This is a genomic window from Haladaptatus litoreus, assembly GCF_900156425.1.
Taxonomy (GTDB): domain Archaea; phylum Halobacteriota; class Halobacteria; order Halobacteriales; family Haladaptataceae; genus Haladaptatus; species Haladaptatus litoreus.
Genome location: NZ_FTNO01000001.1, coordinates 1,201,780 through 1,220,142, shown reverse-complemented (window position 1 = coordinate 1,220,142; position 18,363 = coordinate 1,201,780). Strand labels below are relative to the sequence as shown.

At 60.1% G+C, this 18,363-nt stretch carries 21 protein-coding genes; 14 read left to right on the top strand and 7 right to left on the bottom strand.

The genetic code is table 11. The features are described 5' to 3' along the window. The first annotated feature begins 16 nt into the window (after positions 1-16). From BW974_RS06360 to fdhF, 3 genes are all read left to right on the top strand, one after another. The gene (locus BW974_RS06360; protein WP_076429030.1) at positions 17-400 is read left to right on the top strand and encodes a PaaI family thioesterase; all 384 of its coding nucleotides are present in this window, start codon (positions 17-19) and stop codon (positions 398-400) included. A 176-nt stretch (positions 401-576) separates the two neighbouring features. Further along, complete coding sequence (locus BW974_RS06355; RefSeq protein ID WP_076429028.1) at positions 577-2,133, top strand: NADH-ubiquinone oxidoreductase-F iron-sulfur binding region domain-containing protein; 1,557 nt, start codon at positions 577-579, stop codon at positions 2,131-2,133. Beyond that, positions 2,130-5,417 (top strand): formate dehydrogenase subunit alpha, encoded by a 3,288-nt coding sequence (fdhF, locus tag BW974_RS06350; RefSeq protein WP_076429026.1) that lies wholly within the window; start codon positions 2,130-2,132, stop codon positions 5,415-5,417. Before BW974_RS06355 ends, fdhF begins: the two co-directional genes overlap by 4 nt. Here the strand turns inward: fdhF and BW974_RS06345 are convergent. Then, positions 5,414-7,189: an aldehyde ferredoxin oxidoreductase family protein gene (locus BW974_RS06345; RefSeq protein ID WP_076429024.1), complete on the bottom strand. Its 1,776-nt coding sequence runs from the start codon at positions 7,187-7,189 to the stop codon at positions 5,414-5,416. The genes fdhF and BW974_RS06345 overlap by 4 nt on opposite strands. A gap of 88 nt (positions 7,190-7,277) precedes the next feature. Between BW974_RS06345 and mobA the strand changes: the two genes are divergently transcribed. Next, positions 7,278-7,892 (top strand): molybdenum cofactor guanylyltransferase, encoded by a 615-nt coding sequence (gene mobA, locus BW974_RS06340; protein WP_076429022.1) that lies wholly within the window; start codon positions 7,278-7,280, stop codon positions 7,890-7,892. Positions 7,893-8,032: 140 nt separating this feature from the next. On the opposite strand, the gene yqeC is transcribed toward mobA, so the two are convergent. The 3 genes from yqeC to BW974_RS06325 all read right to left on the bottom strand — a co-directional run bounded on the left by yqeC (position 8,033) and on the right by BW974_RS06325 (position 9,717). After that, entirely contained in the window at positions 8,033-8,758 is a 726-nt protein-coding gene (gene yqeC, locus BW974_RS06335; RefSeq protein WP_076429020.1) for a selenium cofactor biosynthesis protein YqeC, read from the bottom strand. A 20-nt stretch (positions 8,759-8,778) separates the two neighbouring features. Next, a complete protein-coding gene (locus tag BW974_RS06330; RefSeq protein WP_076429018.1) occupies positions 8,779-8,976 on the bottom strand; it encodes a hypothetical protein in 198 nt (65 codons plus the stop codon). Between the two features lie 99 nt (positions 8,977-9,075). Further along, positions 9,076-9,717: a helix-turn-helix domain-containing protein gene (locus BW974_RS06325; RefSeq protein ID WP_076429016.1), complete on the bottom strand. Its 642-nt coding sequence runs from the start codon at positions 9,715-9,717 to the stop codon at positions 9,076-9,078. Positions 9,718-9,801: 84 nt separating this feature from the next. Between BW974_RS06325 and paaA the strand changes: the two genes are divergently transcribed. The 6 genes from paaA (at position 9,802) to BW974_RS06300 (ending at position 13,007) form a co-directional block, all read left to right on the top strand. Next, entirely contained in the window at positions 9,802-10,743 is a 942-nt protein-coding gene (gene paaA / locus BW974_RS06320; RefSeq protein WP_076429014.1) for a 1,2-phenylacetyl-CoA epoxidase subunit PaaA, read from the top strand. A gap of 1 nt (position 10,744) precedes the next feature. Then, entirely contained in the window at positions 10,745-11,065 is a 321-nt protein-coding gene (paaB, locus tag BW974_RS06315) for a 1,2-phenylacetyl-CoA epoxidase subunit PaaB (RefSeq protein ID WP_049970676.1), read from the top strand. Next, positions 11,065-11,913 carry a 1,2-phenylacetyl-CoA epoxidase subunit PaaC gene (gene paaC, locus BW974_RS06310; RefSeq protein WP_076429012.1) on the top strand — a complete coding sequence of 283 codons (849 nt, stop codon included), beginning with the start codon at positions 11,065-11,067 and terminating at the stop codon, positions 11,911-11,913. Before paaB ends, paaC begins: the two co-directional genes overlap by 1 nt. Positions 11,914-11,941: 28 nt before the next feature. Beyond that, positions 11,942-12,391, top strand: a complete 450-nt coding sequence (gene paaD / locus BW974_RS06305; RefSeq protein WP_076429010.1) for a 1,2-phenylacetyl-CoA epoxidase subunit PaaD — start codon at positions 11,942-11,944, stop codon at positions 12,389-12,391. Next, the gene (paaE, locus tag BW974_RS25440) at positions 12,388-12,555 is read left to right on the top strand and encodes a 1,2-phenylacetyl-CoA epoxidase subunit PaaE (protein ID WP_162833866.1); all 168 of its coding nucleotides are present in this window, start codon (positions 12,388-12,390) and stop codon (positions 12,553-12,555) included. Before paaD ends, paaE begins: the two co-directional genes overlap by 4 nt. Before the next feature lie 242 nt (positions 12,556-12,797). Further along, the gene (locus tag BW974_RS06300) at positions 12,798-13,007 is read left to right on the top strand and encodes a DUF2196 domain-containing protein (protein ID WP_076429008.1); all 210 of its coding nucleotides are present in this window, start codon (positions 12,798-12,800) and stop codon (positions 13,005-13,007) included. On the opposite strand, the gene BW974_RS06295 is transcribed toward BW974_RS06300, so the two are convergent. The 3 genes from BW974_RS06295 to BW974_RS24570 form a co-directional block, all read right to left on the bottom strand. After that, positions 13,008-13,409: a methylated-DNA--[protein]-cysteine S-methyltransferase gene (locus BW974_RS06295; RefSeq protein ID WP_076430261.1), complete on the bottom strand. Its 402-nt coding sequence runs from the start codon at positions 13,407-13,409 to the stop codon at positions 13,008-13,010. A gap of 29 nt (positions 13,410-13,438) precedes the next feature. Further along, positions 13,439-14,212, bottom strand: a complete 774-nt coding sequence (locus tag BW974_RS06290; protein WP_076429006.1) for a methyltransferase domain-containing protein — start codon at positions 14,210-14,212, stop codon at positions 13,439-13,441. 196 nt (positions 14,213-14,408) lie between these two features. Then, the gene (locus tag BW974_RS24570; protein ID WP_139328827.1) at positions 14,409-14,804 is read right to left on the bottom strand and encodes a hypothetical protein; all 396 of its coding nucleotides are present in this window, start codon (positions 14,802-14,804) and stop codon (positions 14,409-14,411) included. A 180-nt stretch (positions 14,805-14,984) separates the two neighbouring features. Here BW974_RS24570 and BW974_RS06285 point away from each other — a divergent pair, with 180 nt between their 5' ends. Genes BW974_RS06285 through BW974_RS06270 form a run of 4 tightly spaced genes read left to right on the top strand, consistent with a single transcriptional unit; the run spans position 14,985 to position 18,310 of the window. Further along, entirely contained in the window at positions 14,985-15,830 is an 846-nt protein-coding gene (locus BW974_RS06285) for an NOP5/NOP56 family protein (RefSeq protein ID WP_076429004.1), read from the top strand. Then, positions 15,827-16,480, top strand: a complete 654-nt coding sequence (locus BW974_RS06280) for a fibrillarin-like rRNA/tRNA 2'-O-methyltransferase (RefSeq protein WP_076429002.1) — start codon at positions 15,827-15,829, stop codon at positions 16,478-16,480. Before BW974_RS06285 ends, BW974_RS06280 begins: the two co-directional genes overlap by 4 nt. Before the next feature lie 51 nt (positions 16,481-16,531). Then, positions 16,532-17,602 (top strand): glutamate--cysteine ligase, encoded by a 1,071-nt coding sequence (locus BW974_RS06275; protein WP_076429000.1) that lies wholly within the window; start codon positions 16,532-16,534, stop codon positions 17,600-17,602. A 45-nt stretch (positions 17,603-17,647) separates the two neighbouring features. Next, entirely contained in the window at positions 17,648-18,310 is a 663-nt protein-coding gene (locus BW974_RS06270) for a winged helix-turn-helix domain-containing protein (RefSeq protein WP_076428998.1), read from the top strand. Positions 18,311-18,363 lie beyond the last annotated feature (53 nt).

Genomic DNA, 18,363 nt, shown 5'->3' with positions numbered 1-18,363 from the left:
CACGTGCAGTCGAGGTATGGACATCGAAGCGTTCTTCGAAGGGATGCCCTTCGCCGACCTGCTGGGGGTCAAAGTAACCGAGGCCGAGGACGGCCACGCCGAAGGAAAAATCGAGATGCGCGACGAACTGTCGTGGAACCAAGACCAGCAGATGGCCCACGGCGGCGTCACGTTCACCCTCGCGGACACCGTCGGCGGTGCGGCGCTCGTCTCGCTCAACGACCAACCGGTTCCGACCATCGACATGCGAATCGACTACCTGAGCGCGGGGACGGGCGACCTCTACGCCGAGGCCGATGTGGTGCGAAACGGAAGCGACGTGGGAACCGTCGATGTGAGCGTCTACGACGAAGACGACGAACACATCGCGGAAGCCCGCGGTGTGTACAAGACCGGGTGAGCGATGGGAAAACGACAGCTCGCACTCGGACTCGTGTTCGTGGTGGCACTGCTCGCGTTTGCGTTCGTGTTCGCCCGGCGAACACGAACCGAAGCGGGCCTCGAACCGCCGTTCTGAGGCACGTATCAGAACTTTGGTCACAACCTTTTATCGCGTCGCTGTGCCAGTTCTAGAGGATGGGAACTGCTGTAGAATCCGTTTCTGACGCTCCGGTTCTTCGCGTCTCTGGCGGGGTTGGGTGGGAGCGCGCTGCCGTCGTTTTAGACAGCGCACGCGACGAAGCCGACACGGTTTCAGTCGTGGAAGTCGGCCCGACCGGAATCGAAGCACTGGAACCGCTCGTTTCGGTGACGGACGGCGAAACGACGGTTTTTCACTCGAACTGCACCCCGAAACGAGTTCGAACGCTCGTCTCGGAACTGGAATCTGGGAACCTTCCAAACGACGGCGCCCACGCCGTCGTCTCGCACGAAGGCGAACAGACCGAACTGCCGATACCGGACGATGGCCCACTTTCGGTCGGTCACAGAAACGTACTCGCACGCTGTGGCTGGACCGACCCCGCAAACATGCGGGACGACGAAACACTCGTTGCCGAGGACGCGCTCGCGGACTGCGACGATGTGCTCTCGCAAATCACGCAGTTCGGCCTCCTCGGGCGAGGACGCGGTGATGCGCGGATGGACGAACCGATTGCGGAGGAGTGGACCGTCGCTCGGGAAACCGACGGCGACCCCGTAGTCGTCGTCAACGCGGGCGAAACCGACGACCGAAATCGAACCGACCAACTCCTGCTGGAAAGCGACCCGATTTCCGTGCTCGACGGCGCGACAGCAGTCGCGCACGTTGTCGGCGCGGAGGATGTCGTCATCTACTGTCCGAAATCGGCGGTCGAAGCCCAACAGCGAGTTCGGGAGACAGTCCGCGCATTTCGAGAAACCGATGCTGGCGAGAATGTTTCCATACAGGTTTTCGGGTCGCCAGACCAGTACATCGCGTCGGAACCCACGATGGCGTTGGAGGCGTTAGAAGGAAACGACCGACTGGAAGCGCGATTGCGCCCCCCGAGTCCGGCGAAACACGGACTGTACGGGCGACCGACCGTGGTTCACACTCCCAGAACCTTCGCACAGGTTCGCCGCGCGTTGCTGTTCCCAGATGAGTTCGACGCCGACGACGCAGACCCCGGAACTCGATTGGTCACCGTAACAGGCGACGTGGCACAACCCGCGACAATCGAACTGCCCACGGGTGGGTCGCTCTCTGACTGCCGAAATGCGGTTTCTGTGGATGGCGGATTCAAGATGGCCTGCGTCGGGGGGCAGTTCGGCGGTCTCACTCGGTCGCTCGACCACTCGCCGAGTGCGCCCGCGCTGGCGAGCGCACGCCTCGGCACCGACGGCGTGGTCGAACTGCTGAACCAGTCACGGTGTGCGGTTGCGACGGCGGGGACGCGGGCCAGATTCGCGGAGGAGGAAAATTGCGGACGCTGTGTGCCCTGTCGAGAGGGGTCGAAGCAGTTGGTCGGAATGCTCCGTGACGTGTATTCGGGCGAGTTCGCGGACGATTCGCTCCGCGAACTCGCCCGGACGATGCGCGAATCGAGCATCTGTTATTTCGGCCAGTCGGCGTCCCGCCCCGTCACGACCGCGATGGACGAATTCGAACCGGAGTTTCACGCACACGCCGACGGGCGCTGTCCGAGCGGTGCGTGTGAGGAGGTACAATCATGAGTTCAGAAGAGCAATCAGGAATCGAAGACACTGCTCCGTCGTCGCCAGAACCCGGCGTGCCGGAAATCGACGACCCGAGACCGAGTACGCCGCTGACGGAGGATTTTGTGACGGGGACTGCGAACGACCCCGAAGTTGGTGCAGACGGCGAGAGAATGAACCACGTCACGGTGGACGGCCATCCCGTCGCCGTCCCGCCGGGTTCGACCCTCATCGACGCCATGGAAGCGGTGGAGACTAAGGAGTACGTTCCGGCACTCTGCTACTACGACCGCGACACGGAGCAGGGAGACAACATCGGCCCGCGCTCCGAGTGTCGAACCTGCATGGTCGAAACTGACGAACACGGACTGGTTCCGTCCTGTAGTTTTCCGGCGGAGGACGGCCTCTCGATTCGAACTGACGCCGAATCCGCATCGGAAGCGCGGGACGTGAACCTCGATTTGGTGCTGTCGAACCACAACCTTCGATGTACCACCTGCGGGCAGAACGGTCGCTGTGAACTGCAAGACGCATCCATCGACAACGACGTGGAGGAACCGCGGTACGGCGTGCTGGAAGACCGCGACGAGTACGAACCGATAGACGACACTTCCTCGGCCATCCAAATCGACCGGAACAAATGCATCCTCTGTAATCGCTGTGTGGAAGCCTGCAACGACGTGCAGGTAGAGGGCGTTTTGCGAATCGAGGGGCAGGGGGCCGACACGAGAATCGGCTTTCAAAGTGACGCCGAAACCATGCGCGAATCGACCTGCGTTTCCTGTGGCCACTGCGCGACGGTGTGTCCGACAGGTTCCTTAGTCGAGCAGGGATTGAAGGACTCCGCTACGCTTCCGATTCCGGGCTTCACCCAGAAAAATTCGATTGGGAAGGCCATCGAGAGCGAACACGCGGAAACCGCAGACACGTCCGACGCGCCGAACCGGAACGTTCCGGGCGAGCGGGAAATCGAGGAGAAATCCGGCGTCGCGCGATTCATGGCGAAGGCGAAAGCGAAAGCCAGAGATACCACGAAACGGATAACAGACGAGGCGTTAGCCGAGTTCGAACACGTCGCCGAGGAAACCGCGGCGAGCACCATGAACGTCGGGAGAATGTTCGACGTGGCGGGCGTCGTGAGCGACGCCCGCCTTTCCGGCGTGACGAAAGCCGAGACGACCTGTAACTACTGCGCCGTCGGGTGTCGGTTCGACCTGTACGGGAAAGACGGCGAAGTGCTCGGCGTTCGACCTGCAGACGAGGACGCCACGCCCGCAAACGACTTTTCCACCTGCGTGAAAGGGAAGTTCGGCTACGACTTCGTCAACAGTCCGAATCGGCTGAAAACGCCGCTGATTCGGGACGGAGACGAGTTCCGCGAAGCGACGTGGGACGAGGCTTTAGACAGGATTCACGAGGAACTCTCCCGAATCCGCGAGGAGAACGGCGACGACGCGATTGCGGTCACCTCCTCCTCGAAATGTACGAACGAGGAGAACTTCCTCGCCCAGAAGTTCGCTCGGCAGGTGCTTCACACGAAGCACGTTGATAACTGCGCCCGACTCTGTCACTCCTCGACGGTAGTCGGCTTGCAACAGACCGTCGGCTACGGCGCGATGACGAACCGAATCAACGAGGACATCGGGAAGACCGACTGTTACCTCATCACGGGGTCGAACACGACGGAGAGCCACCCCGTGTTGGCAACGCGAATCAAGCAGAACGTGCGCGACGGTGCCGACCTATTCGTGTTCGACCCGCGCAAAATCGGCCTCGCAGAACACGCGACCCAGTACTCTCGCACTAAACCCGGTGAAGACATCGCGTGGCTGAACGGGATGATTCACCACATCATCGAAAACGACCTGCACGACGAGGAGTTCATCGAGGAGAAGACCAAGCACTTCGACCAGTTGAAGGAGAAAGTCGAACCGTTCACGCCCGAGAAGGTCGAGGAACTCACGGGCGTTTCGGCGGAGGAACTGACCTACGCCGCAGAGACGATTGCGAAAGCCGACACCTGTATTTTCGGCTGGGCGATGGGGATGACCCAACACGCCCACGGGACGAGAAACGTCCTCGCAGTCGCAAATCTCGCGCTCGTGACGGGGAACCTCGGTAAACCGCGGGCAGGGCTGTCGCCCTTCCGCGGCCAGAACAACGTGCAGGGCGGTGGCGGCGACATGGGGCCAGCACCGCACACCCTACCGGGGTATCAGGACCTCACCGACGACGCAATTCTGGACAAGTTCGAGGAATCGTGGGGCGTTCGCCCGCCGGACGAAACCGGCCTCAGATTACCAGAGCAGTACGACGCGATGGAAGAAGGCCACATCAAGGGCATGTTCATCATGGGCGAAAATCCCGTTCTCTCCGAACCCGACATTCGCGGGGCGGAGAAAGCAATCGAGAAGTTGGATTTCCTCGCCGTACAGGACATCTTCCTCACGGAAACCGCCGAGTTCGCAGACGTGGTACTTCCCGCCGCTTCCGCCGCCGAGAAGCACGGGACGTTCACGAATACGGAGCGTCGAATTCAGCGCGTTCGACCCGCCGTTTCGTCGCCCGGAAAAGCGAAGCCAGACTTGGAAATCCTCGCCGACCTCGCCGGGCGATTTGGCTTCGACTGGGACTACGATGGGCCAGCCGACGTGATGGCCGAAATCAACGACCTCGTGCCGATTTACGGCGGCGTGACCTACGACCGCCTCGAATCGACGCCGGAGGGACTCCAGTGGCCCTGCGAGGACGAATCCGACCCCGGAACGCCGTACCTCTACGAAGAGGAGTTCAACTTCGACGACGGCAAAGCCCGATTCGTTCCTGCCGACTACGCGGGGCCAGTGGAACTCCCGGACGAGGAGTATCCGCTGATGCTCACCTCCGGGCGCGTACTCTACCACTGGCACACCGGAACCATGACCCGCCGGGTGAACGTGCTGATGGATCACGTCCCCGAGAGTTTCGTCACGATTCACCCCGAGATGGCCGACCAACTGGGCGTGACGGACAACGAATACGTCCGCGTCACCTCCCGCCGCGGCGACATTGTGACGAAAGCGAACGTCGAGGAAACCTCTGACCCCGGCGTCGTCTTCATCCCGATGCACTTCGCGCACGGAGCCATCAACGAACTCACTCAGCACGAACTAGACCCGACCTCGTACATTCCGGAATACAAGGTGACGAGCGTCAGAATCCAACCACTCGGGCCGAACCCGGACGAAGAGCCACTGCCGGTCGAACCGCCGACGGGAGAAGTCGAGGGACGACCCGGCGAGAAGACGACTGGCGACGATTAATCGTCGCCAGTCGGCGTCTGCTGGTCAACCACATCGTCCAGTCCGAGTCGGGAAAGCAGTGAGTCGGTCGGACGGCCCTGTTCGTCCCAGTCACGCTTCTCGTAGTAGGCCGACAACAGGCGGGCGAACGACTCGAAAACGAGTCGTTCGCCGTCGCGCTCGTCGCCACGAAGCGGTTGCTGGAGCGCCACAGGAAGCGAGTCTTCTGCACGCGAAAACCCCTCTCTGACGTTGAACAACCGCGTCATCGTCCACACGCGCTCGCCGATTCGCAGGAGTTCGTCGCGGGAATGCTCAAATCCGATTTCGCGGAGCCATTCGTTTCCACCGTCTTCCGACTCCACACCGCTCTTCCACAGTGCTTCGCCCGCGAAGTCGTCCACGACCAGACACCAGAGGAACGACCGGAGATTCTGCTCCGCGATGACCGCCTCTGCGCGGCGGTCATCGCTCCACTCCTCGGTGGCGAACACTTCTTCGAGAACCGGACGCGCCCGTCGATGGCACGCGCCGCGGTCGCTGGTCGCGTAGGCAAGCGCCATCGACGGCGAACGCCGCGGGTCGTAGGTCGGCAAGTCCATTCCCTTCACGGTCGGAATGAGTTCTTCGCCGCCGTATCGGTTCGTCGCCGCGTCGATTCCATTCGCGAGAGTGTCGCCGAGCGGCGACGAGCGGTGTACGATTTCTTCCAACAGTGCGCGCGCGGACTCGTCGTCACCGAACTCGATGTCTCGTTCCAGCAACCCTTCCTCCGCGGCGCGCATCGTCCACGCCACCGTGTTGCCCGCGCTGATGAGGTCGAGGCCGAGGATGTCGCAGAGAGCGCCGAGAACGGCGACCGCATCGAAATCGTCGATGCCCAGTCCTGCACCGAGAGAGATGCTGGTCGCGCCGCGCGGAACCGTTTCGCCTTCCTCGCTCTCGATCCGGAAGCCGCCGGAAACGTCTTCTTCCGGGTGTTCGCGTCCAACTGCCGACTTCCGAACCGCCTCGATTCCGAGTTCGTCCGCACCCTCGAAGGAACTCTCCTGCCACCCTTTCGTCGGCAGGACGCCGACCTCGTTTGCGAAATCTATCGTTTCGACCGTTTCGCTCGCTGCCTGCCATTTCCCGATGTCGGTTGAACGGTATCGGTCGTCGTCTTCACTTTCGTCCGTTTCCTCGCCGGATTCCGACTTCTCGGCCACGACTGCCTTGAGGTTTTTCGACCCCATTACTGCGCCTGAACCGCCACGGGCCGCGTGGTGGTCACCGCCGTCGGACGCGATGGTCGCATATCGGACGAGTCGTTCGCCAGCAGGGCCGATGCAGGAAGTCGGCGAATCGAAGTGCGAACACGTTTTGGGAACCGTTTTTCCCCACAGTTCGCCCGCGGATTCTATCGTTGCGTCACCGTCCGCGATTCGAATCGTGACGGGAGCAGATGCGGAACCAGTGACCAGCATTCCGAGATGGTTCGAGAGTGCACCCGCGAGCGATTCCGGAAACGTGCCTCCAATGTACGAATCGAGAAAGGTGCCAGTGAGAGGGGATTTAGTGACGACCGAAAACCGCGACTCGCCGGGTGTTTTCCCGGTCAGCGGGCCGCACATGAATAGCAGGGCGTTTTCGGAAGCCAGCGGGTCTGTTCCGGGGGCGAGTTCGTCGTAGAGATACCGGGCCGAGAGTCCCTTTCCACCGACGAATCGTCGCAACCACGATTCGGGAATTTGCTCGCTCTCGACAGTCCGGGCGGAAAGGTCGATACGGAGCAGTTTGTCGGCGAACGCCATTCGTATAGAATCGAGGAACTGGGCGGCAAAAACACTCGCGGCCATGGTAGCCACAGGCACTTATCGACGCACGTCGTAGCGCCGGACGATGCCAGCAGGAGTCATTCTCGCGGGCGGTCGTTCGACCCGATTCGGTGAGCAAGACAAAGCAGTCGCCGACCTCGCTGGCGTTCCGATGCTCAGACGGGTTGCCGACCGAATCGGGGGCGTCGTAGACGAACTCGTTATCAACTGCCGAGAAGACCAGCGCGATGCCATCGAAGAGGCAGTGTGCGACTACCCGAACCCCACGAAATTCGCCATCGACTCCGACCCCGACCAAGGGCCGATGGCAGGCATTCGAACCGGACTCGCGGCCTGCGACGACGAATACGCCTTCGTCGTCGCCTGCGACATGCCCTTTGTCGATTCGGAACTCGTGAACTACCTTTTTGAGAGAGCCGAAGGCCACGAGGCCGCGGTTCCGCGACTCGGAGACGGCTGGTTTCAGACGACTCACGCAGTGTACGAACCTAATCCGATGGTCGAAGCCTGTGACACTGCGCTCGGAGAAGAGAAGCGAAAAATCGTCGAACCGCTGTTCGAACTGGACTACGTCGTCGTCGAGGAAGAGGAGTTGCAAAAATACGGATCGCTGGAGTCGTTCGAAAACGTCAACACGAAAGCGGAGTTCGAAGCCGCAGTCCAGCGGTTTCGACCCTGAGTTTTATAACGGAAACCGCGGCCATCGACGCCATGCGCTGACGTTCGCCGTGGAGCGAGCCGCGAGAGTACGACACATCGCTTCACGAATCTTTTGCTCGTCGTTCGTGTCGTCTGTCCGCCCTACTGACAGTGACTCGGCTACTCCACGACGGCGACGACCGAGTTCTGTGCCGTCATCTGCGTGAGAACGACGCGAGAAATGTCCGCCTCCGATAGCACCTGCTCTGCGATTTCTTTCCCGATTTTCTCCAATCCGTCGTCGTCCACCATGTTCACGACGGGAATCACAGTCGCACCGCTGGGAACGTCCTTCATCCCGCCACGTTCGCTCGCCAGCACAGCGGCCACGTCGGACGCGCGGATTTCTTCTCCGATTCGTCGGTCGGTTATCTCTGCTACTCGCTCGGGCCGATGGACGAACTCTTCGGTGAGTGGTTTCCCGACCGCGCGAGCACTCGCAATCGGAACGACGACATCCGTATTTCTCGGTAGCTGTGGTTCCCGGTCGTTCGGGGCCTTCAGCAGTCGAGTGCGGGCACCGTCGGCTTTCACGAGAATCGAGGCGGCATCACAGCCTTCGAGCGATGCAACCGTTTCCGGGTCGTACCCTCGATAGCGGTCTGGTCGCTCCTGTTCCGGTACGAGTCCGACGGGCCACTCCGAAATGGATTCGAGTGCCTTTCGTGGTGAATCGGTGACGAGCACATCGGCAACGTGCTCGTCAAAAATAGGGATTCGAACAGTCGCCGTCACGACTGCTCGGTCGAGACGGTTTGCCAGCGCGTACAGCGTCGATTTCTTCCCGCCCGCCCCGACGACACAGAGCATGCTCGATTCGGCGGAGAGCGCCGCCACGAGATTCATGCGTCGATTTCGACGAATAGCTATTTCGCCCTACTGGCCGTCGGAGTCGAATTGCCGCCATCGAGTGCGAGAAGCGGAATCAAAACGAGAAGGAAAAATCCGAGCACGTACCCCACCAGCGAGAACCCATCCGGAAGATGCTCGGCCTGCGCGATGGCTAAATAGCCGAGCACGATGAGAGTTATCTCCGGATGCGGAGGGATGTCTGTAGAGACCACAGTAAAAAATCCGATGATACCATTCACCAATAAACTTCCGCTGGATTACGTATATTCTTATAACACGTGTGATATTCAGAAAGGAGAGACGAAAGACGGTTAGGCGAACATCTGCGAGAACAGCGAACGTTCGGCGCGGTGAATCCGTTCTAAAAAGGCCGATTTGCTAATGCCGAGCTTTTCGGCAACTTCACTCGCGGTGGTTTTTCGGGGGACACCGAAATAGCCCATTTCCGAGGCTGTTCGCAGAGCACGTTCCTGCGCTGGCGTTACGTCCCACTGTTGGGCGACGACGTGCTCGTCCTCGGAACCGAGTTGGTGAATGCGCTGCAACTGCATTCCGACAGTCTCGCCTGCCGCTTCGAGGACACCTTGGAGTACGTCGTGACCCACGACCGCACCCGTGAAAGTCGCACTGCCGTCACGATAGCGAAGCGACTCGGCCATGAATCCGACGTTGGTGAGTTCGTGAACGACGCAGGGATGTTTCGAGAGGCATCTGAAGTTCTGTCTGCCGTCGGTCGTAGAGACGTGAAGATACCGAATACGGTCGTCTGCATTGAGAAAATCGTCAAGACCATCGCTTTCTTTTGGTGTGCTAAATCGCAAGAGAGCATAGCCGTCGTCTCTGTGCTGTGGAGGTTGGCAGTCGATATGGACGCCAGTCGCTTTTGACGCCTCGGCGAGTGGACAATCGTCCCCCGTGACCACAAATTCGACGACGAGACACTCGTCTATCATTGCAGAGTCATATGAATTTCTAGTATTTAAACCCAGTCTATGAACGGGTGAAATGGTATGGGTCGGGGCATGTAAGATGTGGATATGGATTTAGACACCGTCAAAGAGCGGGCGGGCCCCCGGCAGTTCAGTCCTAAGGACGACATGCCGGAGGAGTACCGCAAAGCCGCAACTCGCATGATTCAGTTCCACGCGAACTCCGAAATCATGGGTGCGTACCTCGAACGGCCGTTCATCCGGCAGGCACCGAGCCTCGACCGAAAACTGGCGTGCAGTGCGAAGGTACAGGACGAAATCGGCCACGGCCAACTGCTCTACCGCGCCGCGGAATCGCTCGGCATCAAAACCCGCGAACAGATGCTTGACGAGTTGGCGAACGGGGAGGGCAAGTTCCTCAACTGCTTCCATTACAAGATGGAAAAGTGGTGGGAGACGCCGATGATTGCCTTCTTCGTTGACGGTGCCGCGATGCGCCGACAGGCAACCCTGAAACGCACGAGTTGGGAACCCTACGCCCACGCGATGGACAAGGTGTGTTTCGAGGAAGGATTCCACGTCAAACACGGCGAGGACATCATGCGCGAACTCGCGATGGGTTCGAAGAAAGAACAGGAACTCATGCAGGACGCCTTCGAGGAATGGTGGCCGCGCATCATCCAGTTCTTCGGCCCGACCAACGACAAGAGTACCCACCACGACTTCTCCGCCGACGTCGGCCTGAAGACGATGTCGAACGACGACCTCCGGAACGCGTTCCTCAACGCCTACATTCCGAAGGCGAAGAAGTACGGATTGGAGGTTCCAGACGAACCGCGTATCGAGTACGACGAGGAGACGAACACGTACAAGGTGCGCGAAGACGACCTCGACTGGGACGAGTTCTTCCAAATCGCCAAAAACAGCTACGAACCCGGCGTCGGCCAGATAAACGGCCGAAAGAACGCACAGGACGCAGTCGAATGGGTTCGTGACGTGATGGACGACTGGGAAACGGGCAACTCGCACACCCCGGTGGCGGCCGATTAACATGATTTGGGAAGTGTTCCGACAAGACGAAGCAGGCAAGTATCACACCCACTGCGGAAATGTCCACGCGCCCGACCGCGACATGGCACTCATGTTCGCCCAGATTCAGCACGGGCGACGCAAGCCAACCAACAGCATTTGGGTCGTCCCGAAGGACGAAATCGCCGAAGTCGATGCCGACGATACTGCGTTCGGCGGCACGACGGACAAATCCTATCGCTGGGTGATGGCGTACAACCGTATCGACTCCAGTTTCGCAGAGGAAATCGCGGATTCCGAGGCGGAACAGGAGAAAGCTGACCGTGAGAGAGGTAAAGCATAATGTCCGCACAACTCGCCGGGCCGGAGGAACTGAGTGACGATGAGCAGGCAGCAGTCGAATCCCTGCTCTACCGCCTCGCGGACGACGAACTCGTCCTCGCGGAGCGCTACACCGAATGGCAGGTTCGCGCGCCGACGCTCGAATCCGACCTCGCCATCTCGAACATCGCGCAGGACGAACTCGGGCACGCCCGCCTCTGGTACGACCTGCTTCAGGACTTCGGCTACACCGAATCCGAACTCATCTTCGAGCGCGACCCGAGCGACTTCCGACACGCGACGTTCGTGGAACTGCCGTTCGAATCGGGCGACTGGGCCGACGCTATCGTCCGCGGATACTTCTACGACGTGGCCGAAAAACTGCGCCTCGAAGCCCTCGAAGACACGTCCTATCCGCGAATCGCGGACAGGGTCGCGAAAATCCTCTCCGAGGAGAACTACCACCTCGAACACGCTCAGAACTGGCTCGAACGGTTGACGAGCGACGACGAGGGAACGGAGCGCGTGCAGTCGGCGGTTGACCGACTGTTCCCCTACGCGCTGACGCTGTTCGAGGACGGCGATGCGAGTCCGGAAATCGACGATTTGGGGATTCGAACCGAGTCGCTCGACTCCATGCGCGAGCAGTGGCTCGACACCGTCGTTCCGTTCCTCGCATCGCTTGGCGTGGAAGTACCTGAAGAAATTCAGGATGGCAATCCGGACGAACTGCTTCCCGAGCATCTCGGACGCGACGGAAGCCACACCGACGACTGGGCAGACCTGCATGACGACATGACGCGGTCGTACCGAGAACTCGGGCGAAGCGAAGCCCACCGCATCATGGCAGACCCCGACGATGAAGAATAACTGGTCAAAGTGACCATCGAATACCACCATGAGTAACGAACCACAAGCACACGAAACGGACTCGGCAGAATACGACATCGAGTCGGAACCAACGGCTTGCGCCTACACCGACTATTCGGAGAGCGGGCAGTCTCCGGAGGAACTGCCCGCAACGGGCGAGGGAGCGACCGGACTCGAAAAGCGCGTTTGGGACGCCCTCTACGACATCGAAGACCCAGAGATGCCAATCAGTATCGTTGATTTGGGACTGATTTACGGTGTTCAGATGGAGGGAGATTCGGCGACGGTCATCATGACCCTCACCTACACCGGATGCCCGGCACGAAAGATGCTGACCGAGGAAATCGAGGAAGCAGTCGCCGACGTCGATGGCGTCGAAGATGCCGACCTCGAACTCGTCTGGAATCCGCCGTGGTCTATCGAGATGGTCACAGAACAGGGCAAAGACGACCTGCGCGACTTTGGGCTAAGCATATGAGACGACTCGACCCCAGCGTGACGACGAGCGGGGAAGACAAAGGCGCAGAGTGTCCCTACTGCGGTTCGACGGACACCTACCGCGAACACCCGAAAGGGCCGTCGCTCTGCCGGTCGATGCACTTCTGCGATGGCTGTGAACAGCCGTTCGAGAAGTTCGAGTAACGGTTGTCGTATTCGGATTTGTTCTTCAGCACACACAGGCGACGGACAGCGGTCGCTACCGGGTTGCAGTGTTCGGGGGAAAGGGGGATGATGGCGCCGCGACTATCGCTACGAACCACTTTGTTATAACCCTTTTGTAGGTGAATTAAATATATTGTTAAGTCATACCTTACCATGCACAGATACGTCCCGGACAATCCGGGCCATCACGTTCTTTATTCGGACTGCTGTACGCCTCACGTATGTCCGCAGATAGACCGACGCGAGAGGAACTGCGCAGAGGAATGGCCGTCGAAATCGAGCAGACGAACGCCGAGAACGCGGACGAAGCAGACCCGATTCAGGGGAACATCGCGAAGATTCTCTCCGAAGAACACACCGAACCCGGCGGCGTCAAAGTCGAACTGGAATCGGGAATCACCGGCCGCGTGAAAAGCGTCGTTCCGGAGTAGCTACCGCGATTCGGATTCGGATTCGAGGTCGAGCAGTCGTTTTTTGAGCGTCAATCGGTCGCCTTTGCCGCCGGAGTAACCGCCTAGTCCATCCGCCGCGACGATGCGATGGCACGGGACGACGACCGGAACAGGATTTCGGCCGCAGGCCTGTCCGACGGCGATTGCGGCGGTGTCGAGCGTTTCGGCGATGTCGCCGTAGGTTCGTGTCTCGCCGCGCGGAATTTCGGCCATCGCGGCCATGACCTGTCCGGTGAACGACTCCGGAAATTCGACTTCGAGGTCGAACTCGTCGCGGTCACTGCGCTCGTACTCCGCTATCTGTGCTCGAATTTCGTCCGGAGAGGCAGAAACGAGTGACTCGTCGATTTCGACCTGCCAGTCCCACATTTCGGTTTGCATCATTGGTTTCGTATGTTTCGTCTGGATTTTCAGTCTCGTTTCCGCAGAATCGTCATCGGGCGATGAAGCGTTCCCGGTTCGCACTCAGAAACTGGTTTCGAGAGGTCGAAACTGTCGAACCAGCCGACGTGCTCGAAATCGCTCTCTTCAACGACCATGCAGAACTCTTGGGGTGCGAAGGTCTTAATTTCGTACTCTTCGCGAAATCGGCGTGTCTCCTCGCCATCGGTCACCGTCGTCGTAATCGTCTGGCGAACCAACTGCTCCGCGACGTTGGTCGGTTGCTGGTCGATACAGAACTCGACAGTTGTGTCGCCGCGCGTCGTCTCCCATTCGTGTTGCGAGGACGTCCCGCCGGGGAAGTCGATTGAGCCGTCGATACAGTAGAGCGACCCCGGCGTCAGTGCGTCCGCGACGGAGTCGAGGTGCGACCGAAGCGCGTCGTTGGAGTCCAGATAGAGCGACCCGAGGGCGCAGAAAGCGAAATCGACGCGGTCGAGAAGGTAGAAATCGGCCATATCCCGCCGGAGGAAGGTCGCTTCGATGTCGTTGTCGCGGGCCTTTTCGATGGAGTGTGAAATCATCTCCCCGGCATTGTCGAGACCAGTGAAATCGTATCCCCGGGTATCGAGTTCGAGGAGGTAGGGTGACGGCCCGCAGGCGACTTCGAGCACGGAGTTCGTGTTCGAGAGTCCGTTTCCAAATCGGTCGATACAGCTTTCGAAGAAATCCACTTCGGCGGCGACATCGCGAAAGTCGAAGGCGATTTCGTAGTAGTCAGGATGCGCGTAGAGACCAGCCATAGGTGCCAACTCTGGGGATGTACCTTAACGACTGTCATCGCGGTAGGAATGGTTGGATGAGGTTTTTCGAGAACTTTGTTTTTGGAGTCCTGTGGTTTGTATTGGCTCCTAAGGGATTGAATTGCCCCATGAACAGTTCGACGGATCTCGGTTCTGGTTGGTTGCTTCGATGATTCGTTACTGTGTCGCTAGGAAGTCACGACTCCAATGAAACCGCCGCCGCAGTGTCCCCACCCCTCCCCGCCAGCGCGGGAGTGCACTCACGCCTCACTGGCGTTCGGCATTCGTACGAACGCGCTGGCGCATCCTTGCGGCTGGTCAGTCGAGCAATGTGGCGCGCGCTGGCGAGGCTTCGAGGAGAGCGAGATTTCTGTGAAATCTCGAATGCGAGCGGTGCAACCGCGAGCAGTCCTCCGAGAAGTCGAGATGAAACCGTGCGAGGGATGAGGCTTGCGAGACGCGAAGCGACTCGCTGACCTGCGGCCGTGGCCCGCAGGTACCGGAACGCAGTGAGGAACGGAATCGGTTGGGGAGGCCTGTGGGCGGTTGCGGTGCGGTGGCGGTATTTGGAGGCGTGATTCGCGAACAGCATTCCAGCGAAAGTTCAGACCACGTGACAAATCGAAGCAACACAGAGCGAAGAAATCACGAAACAAAGCCTCTGTTGAAGAACTACCCGATTCGCAAATCACCAACAGCCATCCCTCTCCCAGAATCTCGTCGAGCAAGGCGTAAACGTAGGTTTAAACGAGACGCCGAACAACCCACGGACATGACCGAATCAGACGCCGACGGGTGGTTCGCAGGCGTCTCGCCGGACGACACGGACGCGGGCGCGCGAGCAATCCGCGAGGGGAGCGCGGACGCCCCGGCGGACTGGCCCGGCGAAGCCGTCGAATCCGGCTTTGCGGAGGACGAATCGGACTACTACGCAAAACTCAGGTCGGCTAGCATCCGGGCGACCCGCGAGGCCGTGACGGAGCGCGAACGAGCGGACGACCAGCAACTCGTGCACGCGGTTCGCGCGATGGACGACTGTGAATCCGAGGCGAACGAACTCGCCGAACGAGTCGCCGAGTGGGCCGGAACCCTCTACGCCGACGCCGGAACGGGTATCGACTACGCCACGGAACTCGCGGAAACCGACCCGGAAACGCCGGTCGAAGAGCAGGTAGTGTCTTTAGCCCGGCGGGTCGCAGACCTCGCGGACGAGCGCGACGACCTCCGGAGTTTTGTCGAGCGACAAGCGCCAGCAGTCGCGCCGAACCTCGCCGACCTCGCAGGGCCGGTGCTCGCCGCGCGACTCATCGCGCTGGCGGGCGGCCTCGAATCGCTGGCGAAGATGCCCGGTGGGACGGTGCAGGTGTTGGGTGCCGAAAACGCCCTGTTCGCACATCTCCGGGGACATGCGTCCTCGCCGAAACACGGCATCATCTACACGCACGAGGACGTTCGCAAAACACCACCCGCCGAGCGCGGGTCGGCGGCCCGCACGCTGTCGGGCAAACTCGTCATCGGCGCGCGAATCGACCACTATTCGGGCGAACACAATCCCAAACTGAAAGAGGAACTCGACAGGAGAATGGAAACGATTCAATCGCGGGGTGAGGACGAATGAGCGATTCGAACGAGGACGACTCCGCGCTTCCAACAGGCGTCGAGCGCAGGCAGTTCGGCGGCGAAAGCCGACTGGTAACGCGGGGAGAACCCGTCTACGGCGAACCAACGGACGGCGACTGGCGGTGCTGGGACGCCCGGCGCTCCAAGTTGGCCGCGATGTTGGAACACGAAATGGACACCGGGCTACAGGGTGACGAGACGGTGCTCTACCTCGGTGCGGCCAGCGGAACGACCGTGAGCCACGTCGCGGATTTTTCCGGTGCGACGTACGCTGTCGAGTTCGCACCGCGTCCGACCCGCGACCTGCTGGATGTGGCTGAATCCCGAGACAACCTGTTTCCACTGCTGAAGGACGCCCGAAAACCGGCGACCTACGCGCACGTGGTCGAATCGAACGTCGATGTTGTCGTACAGGACGTGGCAACCCGCGGGCAAGCGCGGGTTGCCTGCGAGAACAGACAGTTCCTCAAAGACGGCGGACGCCTTCTGCTTGCGATTAAAGCCAGAAGCGAAGACGTGGCGAGCGACCCGGAAGCCGTGTTCGACCACGCGCGAGAATCGCTCAAAGAGGAGTTCGAAATCGTCGAAACCCGGCGGCTCGAACCGTTTCACACCGACCACCTCGGCATCGTCGCAGTTCCCCGGTAGGGGTCGCCGTCTCCGGAAGTATTTATGCGTCCGGTTGCTAATCTCGGGAAAATGGAGTTGGGTTCGGCCGAGAATTTCACGGAGATGGGTACCCTCGGCGTCGAAGAGGAGTTTTTCGTCGTTGACGAGCGAGGCGTCCCGACCGCGGGCACCGACGAACTCGTTTACGAAACTGACCCCCCGGATATCCTCGAAGATCGTCTCGACCACGAATTATTTAAATGTGTTATCGAAACGCAGACGCCGAAAACGACGCTCTCGAACGTCGATGACGACGTTCGGGCAGTCAGAGAGGCACTGGTCGAACACGCGGGATCGAATGGATTCGGCATCGCGGCGGCGGGTCTGCATCCGGGTGCAAAGTGGCGGGAGCTGAAACACGCCGAGAAAGAACGCTATCGCGCACAACTCGAACGGATTCAGTATCCACAGCATCGAAACACGACCGCGGGGCTGCACGTCCACGTTGGCGTCGACGACGCCGACGCCGCGGTGTGGGTGGCAAACGAAGTCCGGTGGTATCTGCCGGTTATGTTGGCACTCTCTGCCAACTCACCTTACTGGGATGGCTACGACACCGGTCTTCAGTCCGCGCGCGCGAAAATCTTCGAAGGGCTTCCGAACACCGGCATGCCGACCGATTTCGATTCATACAAGGAGTTTTCCGAGTTCGAGCGCATGATGGTCGAAAACGGGTCGATAAACGACCGCGGCGAACTCTGGTACGACGTGCGTCCCCACTCGAGCCACGGCACCGTCGAGGTTCGAACCCCGGACGGACAGGCCGACCCAGAGCGCGTGCTGGCGTTCGTGGAGTACACTCACGCACTTATCACCGACCTCGTAGAACGATACGAGGACGGCGAGACGGGCTATCGCCACCGCAGAGAACTGCTGGACGAAAACAAGTGGCGCGCGATGCGCTACGGCCACGAGGCCTCGTTCATCCGTCGTGACCGAGACGGTGAAATCTCGCTCGCCGAAGTCGTGGGACGAGAGTGTGACCGCCTCGGCGTCACCGGCATCGGCGACATCTTCGACGGGGAAAGCGGTGCGGAGTGCCAACGACGCATCCGCGACGAGGACGGCTTCGAAGCAGTCTGTGAGTCGCTCTTGCTGTAAGCAAGTTTTTTACCCGAAAACGGCTTTTGTCCTTCTGGGAACGACATGTCTGGGGATGACAGCGACAACGGCCGAGATGACCGGAACGACACAGAAGATACTGGTGACGAGGTGCCCGTCGACACGGGCGATGCCGCGGAATCGACCGAGGAGATGAGCGACGAAAAACCGCTTTCCCGGGGGAGAAAGCGACTTGGAGAGGAAGCAGACAAGGCGGTCGAAGGCTTCGACCAAGGCATCGTAGACCTCCTCTCGTGGGTGCTCGACACCGAAACCCGCGCGCGAATCTACGTTTACCTCCGCAAGCATCCGGGAAGCACGAGCGAGGAAATCGCCGAAGGAACCGGCTTGTACCCGAGTACGGTACGCGAATCGCTCGCCGAACTCCACGAGGAAGAGAAAGTCGTCCGCGAGAAACGTGAAAGCGCCGGGGCCGGAAACAACCCCTACGAATACACCGCAATCGCGCCGAGCGAACTCGTCGGCGGCATCGTCGATCAAGTGCAGGGCGAACTCAACACGGTGTTCAATCTCGACAACCACCTGAACGACGAAGAATCTCGAACGGAACCCGTCAGCATCGAAGTCGAGGACATCTCGGATGACATGGACCGAAAGAGGGAAAACGAGTACGAGGACAGCGACGAAGGACTCGACACAACCGAGGGGGCGGACGAGGACGCAGACGACGAGTCCGGCGAAGAGTGAGTTAGCGGCCGAGGAGGGGTCTGATTTTCGGAATATGAACATCGTGGTCGGAG